This window comes from Blautia sp. DFI.6.71, assembly GCF_020593585.1.
GTDB classification, from domain to species: domain Bacteria; phylum Bacillota; class Clostridia; order Lachnospirales; family Lachnospiraceae; genus Blautia_A; species Blautia_A wexlerae.
Map to the genome: position 1 here is coordinate 61,005 of NZ_JAJDMJ010000018.1, position 6,535 is coordinate 67,539.

General features: G+C 43.7%; 4 protein-coding genes. All 4 read right to left on the reverse strand.

Going from position 1 to position 6,535, the window contains the following annotated elements; all coding sequences use genetic code 11:
* Positions 1-4 precede the first annotated feature (4 nt).
* The 4 genes from LJE12_RS09730 to LJE12_RS09745 all read right to left on the reverse strand — a co-directional run bounded on the left by LJE12_RS09730 (position 5) and on the right by LJE12_RS09745 (position 6,266).
* Complete coding sequence (locus LJE12_RS09730; protein ID WP_008707227.1) at positions 5-157, reverse strand: hypothetical protein; 153 nt, start codon at positions 155-157, stop codon at positions 5-7.
* On the reverse strand, positions 154-1,452 hold the full coding sequence (locus tag LJE12_RS09735) for a bifunctional folylpolyglutamate synthase/dihydrofolate synthase (protein ID WP_118633520.1): 1,299 nt from the start codon (positions 1,450-1,452) through the stop codon (positions 154-156). The genes LJE12_RS09730 and LJE12_RS09735 overlap by 4 nt, the downstream gene beginning before the upstream one ends.
* Before the next feature lie 110 nt (positions 1,453-1,562).
* Positions 1,563-3,599, reverse strand: coding sequence for an LTA synthase family protein (locus LJE12_RS09740; RefSeq protein WP_178709849.1), 2,037 nt, complete (start codon positions 3,597-3,599; stop codon positions 1,563-1,565).
* 12 nt (positions 3,600-3,611) lie between these two features.
* Entirely contained in the window at positions 3,612-6,266 is a 2,655-nt protein-coding gene (locus tag LJE12_RS09745; protein WP_227226626.1) for a valine--tRNA ligase, read from the reverse strand.
* Positions 6,267-6,535: the final 269 nt, after the last annotated feature.

Below are 6,535 nucleotides of genomic sequence, written 5' to 3' on the forward strand. Positions count from 1 at the left end.
CTCCTTATTTTACCCGTCTGCCACTCTTGGCTTCGCGGAGAACTTCCTGAAGAATATCCAGGATATCCGTCAGTTCTCTCTCATAAATCGCACCCTCCGCATCTGCCACATCCAGACAAGGTTCAAATTTCTTCAGTTCCTCTTCATAATCTATCATTTCTTATTTCTCCTGATCACATCTTTAATCTCACCGACAAGATACAGGGAACCCACGCAGAAGAGCATTCCGTCATCCCCCTTTACTTCCAGTGCTCTACCAAAGGCTTTCTCAACATCCTCCACTACTTCCACAGAAGAAGCACCTGCTTCTGTAAAAAGCTTTGCAAATCTCTCAGCAGGAACCTTGCGATATCCGCCAACAGAGGTTACTACCACATGACGGAACGTGATCCTGCTGCAGATCGTATGTATCATATCTGTATAATCTTTGTCATCTACTGCTGAAAAAAGTAAAGTCAGCGGACATTCTTTTTGAAAATGTTCTGCTGTCTCTACAAATTTCTCTACCCCGTCCTCATTGTGAGCACCGTCCACGATCACACCCGGAAGCACTGTTTCCATTCTTCCCTGCCAGCGTGTTCCGGCAATTCCCACATGGATCTGATCCATAGATACAGAAATCACATTCTGCAGAACCTCAATCGTCTTTAATGCAAGTGCACTGTTCATCACCTGATACTTTGCAATAAACGGAATGGAGAAAACCATATCCTTATAATACTCATTCCGAAATGCAAAATCAATTCCCGCCGAAGTATTTCTGAGCACTTCTGTATCTGATCTCTTCACTTCATAAGCAGGGCTTCCCAGTTCTTCTGCTCTGGCACGGATCACTTCTGCTGCATCCGGGTCGTTTCCGTCATAGATTACCGGTACCCCCGGCACAATGATCCCGGCCTTTTCTCCTGCGATTTTGGCAACTGTATCTCCCAGATACTGCATATGATCCAGACTGATCGATGTGATCACACAGGCAACAGGATTCTCCACAGCAGTAGTCGCATCCATTCTTCCGCCCAGTCCTGTTTCCAGAGTCACATAATCAACACCTGCATCTGCAAAGATCACCATTCCCATCAGAAAAAGCATCTCAAAATAAGTCGGATGATAGCTGCCTTCTGCAACCAGTTCATCCGCAAGTACCTTTACTTTCTCAAAGGCCTTCAGGAAAGTATCATTATCAATATTCACCTCATTGATCTGGAAGCGTTCATTGATCTCCACCAGATGAGGAGAAGTAAATAATCCGCAGGAATATCCCGCCTCTCTCAGAACAGAGGTCAGAAACGCACATGTACTTCCCTTTCCATTAGTTCCTGCCACATGGATCACCTTAAACTTATCCTGAGGATTACCAAGTCTTCTCAGACATTCCTTTGTGTGATCCAGACTGTTCTTCTTTGTAAATTTCGGAGTTTCATCAATATAAGCAACTGCTTCTTCGTAATTCATAAAAAAATTCCACCACTTATCTATAATGTATTTAGTTACTCTAACATTATATAATAGTGGTGGAAGATGTCCAGTACCAATCGTAATATTTTATCCGACAAAATTATGGATTAATTCTCATTCATACCGGCACTTTCTGTTAATTTCCATTTATTATTTGAATAAAGTGCATAGCAGGACCGGTCATAGCTCTTGCTCAGCGGTTTTCGCGTCGAACTGTTGCTTCGCTGGATCACCGCAAGCCTGTCGAAATCATTCAGCTCCGTACCTGTGATCATCAACGTAGTCGGATTGATATAGACCGTATCATACCATTCTCCGTTCAGCTTGATTTCACTGGACGGCGTAAATTCCGTTCCCTTAATGTAATATGTATGATCTGCCTCAGAGATACATTGAATGGAATCCAGAGTCACATCATAGATTCCCATACGCATTCTGGTACGCAGATAAGGACTTTCGCCGCTTTCCCCGTAGGAATATCTCTTTCCATAAAGGAGGTCATACTGCAGGGTTTCCAGATCCACCTGATAATTTCTGGTATTTCTTCTTGCCTGATGATAGCGGAAAACAGTTCCCTCATGGATTCCCACACGATCCATAACCTCTGCCGCCATCTGGTATGCTGCAAGATTTTCATTCTTTTTCTTAAGTCCGAAGTTATCCCACATCACATACTCTGTCTGGAACAGATACTTGTTCTTCAGGTCCTCCACAGTCAATCCCATAGTCGGAAGGTGGTCACCGTACATAACAAGGACCACATCCTCAGGATAATCTGCCAGCTTATCTGTCAGCTCTTTTACAAAATTATCCATCTCATGGATCTCATTTACGTAATATTCCCATTTATTATTCTCTTCCTCAGTCGGCGCACCGGAAACTGTGATCTCAGGATCCTCCAGAATCTGCTCATCCGGATATGCGCCATGTCCCTGTACGGAAATAGTATATACATAATCCGGCCCCTCAGTAGAATCCAAACATTTCAGGATTTCATCTGTCAGAACCTCATCCTTTACCCAGCCATTTGGATTCTTCTCGTTCTCTCTTGCCATGTACTCTTCAGAAGTAAAAGTATCAAATCCGAGATTCGGGAAAATAGATCTTCTTCCATAGAAGTTTGCCTCATTATTATGAACCGCATGGGTGGTATAGCCCAGATTCTTCAGTACATAAGGTGCACTCTCACAGGTAGTCTCTCTCAGAATACTCTTATAAGGATATTCCCCAGGTCCAAAATAATGCATACTCATTCCTGTAATGGATTCAAATTCCGTATTGGCAGTACCTGCACCGACAGACGGAACCTTATAATATCCTGAAGAATATTCCTTCATCAGCTTACGGAAGGTCGGAATCGGGTCTTCTGAAATATCCAGGTAATTAACCAGCGTAGGATCAAAGAATGATTCTAACTGCAAAAACAGAATATTCGGCCGCTTTTCTTCCTGCGTTTCCGGAAGATTCTTTTCCGTCTTCTCAATTCTTTTGATTTCTTTCTCAGAATAATCTCTCGGACAGCTGATTCCCGTATTAAAAATCGTAGTTGCCAGACAGTAAGGATATCCATAATCCTCATATGCAAAAGCAATATTTCCAAAGTAATTGGAAAGTACCCTCTTCTCCAGTGCAAGCTGTGTACTTCCTGCAAAAAGAGCAACAGCCAGCAGGATCAGAGGAATATTGTAGCGATATTTAATCTTTTTCTGATACTTCGGTCCTTTAATAAGCAGCATCAGCAGTAAAATAACAAGAATCCCAAACAGGATGCAGACTGCCACAACGCCTGCAACAGGCAGATATTTGTTGGCAATCTTCATTGCATCTGTGATCAGATGCAAATCCGGTCCTGTAAACGGTGTAACACGGTTGAGCAGGAGAACACCATTGATAATGGCCAGTATCAGCCAAAACAATGTCACAAGGATTCTCCAGAACACTCTCCTGTGAAACAGATAAACAATTAGTGACGAGGTAAAAATGAATGCCGCATTATATGCAAAAACCAGAGGTCTCTGTGTCATATAATTCCAGGCTTCTATAAACGAGTGACGGCAGATTGCCTCCATAACAAAATATCCCGCTGCGCTGGCAAGTACATGGAGTAAAAGGGAGATTTTGTTACAAATCTTATACAATTTCATCTAAACACTCCCTTATTTCTTAAGCTGCTCTAACTGTCCTTTAACCTTATCCATCATTTCTTTATATTTCGCAAGTTTGTCTTTCTCCGCATCCACCTTGGCAGCAGGTGCCTTGTTTACGAAGTTCGGATTATTCAGCATACCTTCACATCTTGCGATCTCTTTTGTGAGACGTTCTGTTTCTTTTGTAAGACGTTCAATCTCTTTATCTTTGTCGATCAGGTCTTCCAACGGCATATATACAACCGCATTGGAAACAACTACTGAAACTGCATCTTCACTGATTCCGTTCTTGTCTGTCTGTACCAGAATCTCTTTTGCAAATGCAAGATTTACAAAGGATTTCTTGCTGTTCTCATACATTGCTGCTGTTTCAGCATCCTTTGCCACAATATGCAGGCTTGTCTTGCGGTTATTCGGAACATTCATCTCTGTTCTGGTATTACGGATACCTCTTACAACCTCTTTGAAGCCCTCGATTGCTTTCTCAGCATCCGGGAAGTTTCTCTCTTCTCTGTATACAGGCCATTCGGAGATCATAATAGACTCTTCTTCAGGAAGAAGTGTGCAGTAGATTTCCTCTGTGATAAACGGCATATACGGATGAAGAAGCTTCAGGCCTTCTGTCAGCGCTGTTCTTAATGTCCAGAGTGCATCATTTGCTGCCTTCGGATCTTCCTCTGCCTTCCACAGACGAACCTTAGCCATCTCAATATACCAGTCGCAGAGTTCATCCCACAGGAAGTCATAAACCTTCTGTACTGCAATACCAAGTTCATATTTTTCCATGTTCTCTGTAGCTTCGCGGATCACTGTATTTAAGTGAGACAGAATCCATTTATCCTCTGCACAGAGATCATTTAAGTTCTCCGGCTCTGTCACTGTCTTGCCTTCCAGGTTCATCATGATGAAACGGGAAGCATTCCAGATCTTATTTGCGAAGTTACGGCTTGCTTCTACCTTTTCCCAGTAGAAACGCATATCATTTCCAGGTGCATTACCTGTCATCAGAGTAAGACGAAGAGCATCTGCGCCGTATTTATCAATAACTTCCAGAGGATCGATACCGTTTCCCAGAGACTTACTCATCTTACGTCCCTGGGAGTCACGTACCAGACCATGGATCAGTACATGATGGAACGGAACCTGATCAGTCTGCTCCAGAGCAGAGAATACCATACGGATAACCCAGAAGAAGATAATGTCATATCCTGTAACAAGTACATCTGTCGGATAGAAATATTCCAGTTCCGGTGTTTTCTCCGGCCAGCCAAGTGTGGAGAATGGCCATAATGCAGAACTGAACCAGGTATCCAGTGTATCCTCATCCTGATGAAGATGTATACATCCGCATTTCGGGCATTTCTCAGGCATTTCTCTTGCAACTACTACTTCACCGCACTCATCACAGTAATAAGCCGGAATTCTGTGTCCCCACCATAACTGTCTGGAAATACACCAGTCGCGGATATTCTCAAGCCAGTGAAGGTAAGTCTTGTCAAAACGGGACGGAACAAATTTCAGATCTCCGTCATCCAGAGCTTTGATCGCTGCCTTTGCCATCTCGTCCATCTTTACAAACCACTGTGGCTTGATCATAGGCTCTACCGTTGTGCCGCAGCGGTCATGAGTTCCAACGCTGTGGTTGTGAGGAACTACTTTTACCAGAAGTCCAAGTTCTTCCAGATCTGCTACCATTGCCTTACGTGCTTCGTAACGGTCCATACCAGCGTATTTTCCACCAAGCTCGTTGATGGTCGCATCGTCATTCATAATGTTGATCTCTTCCAGATTGTGACGGCGTCCAACCTCAAAGTCGTTAGGGTCATGGGCAGGTGTGATCTTTACACATCCTGTTCCGAATTCTTTGTCTACATATTCATCGGCGATCACCGGAATCTCTCTGTCTGTGAGAGGAAGCTTCAGCATCTTGCCGATGAGATCTTTGTAGCGCTCATCTTCCGGATTTACGGCAACAGCAGTATCACCCAGCAGGGTTTCCGGACGTGTAGTTGCAATCTCTACGAAACGTCCCTCTTCCCCTACGATCGGGTAATTAATGTGCCAGAAAAATCCGTCCTGATCCTCATGCTCAACCTCTGCATCAGAGATGGAAGTCTGGCATACAGGACACCAGTTGATGATTCTGGAACCTTTGTAGATATAGCCTTTTTCATATAATTTGATAAATACTTCCTGTACTGCTTTGGAACATCCCTCATCCATTGTGAAACGTTCTCTCTCCCAGTCTGCGGAAGCACCCAGTTTCTTTAACTGATTGATGATCTTTCCGCCGTACTCCTCTTTCCATGCCCACGCATGTTTTAAGAATTCCTCACGGCCGATATCGTGTTTGTCGATACCTTCTTTTTTCAGCTTGTCGATAACCTTAACCTCTGTAGCGATAGCTGCATGGTCAGTTCCCGGCTGCCATAATGCTTCATAGCCCTGCATTCTCTTGAAACGGATCAGGATATCCTGCATGGTTTCATCCAGCGCATGTCCCATGTGAAGCTGTCCGGTTACGTTTGGCGGCGGCATAACAATAGTAAACGGTTTCTTGTCCGGATTTACTTTTGCATGGAAATATCCATTGTCCATCCATTTTGTGTAAAGACGCTCTTCGATTCCCTTAGGATCGTAAGTTTTTGCAAGTTCTTTGCTCATAATGTCCTCCTGATATTCTATATCTGTAATAAAAGTATCTGCGGATCACTCCGCTGTAAAGCAGTCCACAGCTCTATAAGCTTATTCGATTAAAAAACGCCCTTTACACGCATTATACGTGCAAAGGGCGATATAAATCGCGGTACCACCTTAGTTTATCTCTCATTCCCTTAACGCGGGATACGTGAAAGCCTACCATGCGCGTATATGAATCTCTCTAGTAGATATGGGGATTACTCCCCATACCCCTACGCAAAACCGTACGTGCG